Origin of the sequence: Paraburkholderia sp. SIMBA_030, from assembly GCF_046535245.1 — a bacterium.
Classification (GTDB): Bacteria; Pseudomonadota; Gammaproteobacteria; order Burkholderiales; family Burkholderiaceae; genus Paraburkholderia.
Genome location: NZ_JAWRXB010000310.1, coordinates 1 through 284, shown reverse-complemented (window position 1 = coordinate 284; position 284 = coordinate 1). Strand labels below are relative to the sequence as shown.

Sequence of the window (284 nt, the reverse complement as noted above, 5' to 3'; positions counted from 1 at the left end):
AATCCCTTTCATCGACAACACCCTGGGCCACGACCGAGCCATCGAGATCCATAAGTCCTTGGGCAAGCCGGCACTGTATCTGCTCTTAGCCCATGGTCTGTTCATCGCCATCGGATACGGCGCGGCAGAGGGATTGGACCCCATTTCGGAATCCGTATCGCTCTGGGTCAACGTCCCCGACATGTGGTTGGCGTACATCTCCGCGCTGCTGTTTGTCGCCGTCGTCGTCACGTCCCTGGTTGCCGTTCGACGCCGGTTCCCTTACGAATTCTGGTACGCCGTCC

General features: G+C 59.2%; 1 protein-coding gene. It reads left to right on the top strand.

The window, feature by feature from the left end; all coding sequences use genetic code 11:
* Positions 1-284 (top strand): ferric reductase-like transmembrane domain-containing protein (locus tag SB772_RS40130; RefSeq protein WP_410838535.1); only part of this gene is annotated, 284 nt, incomplete at both ends.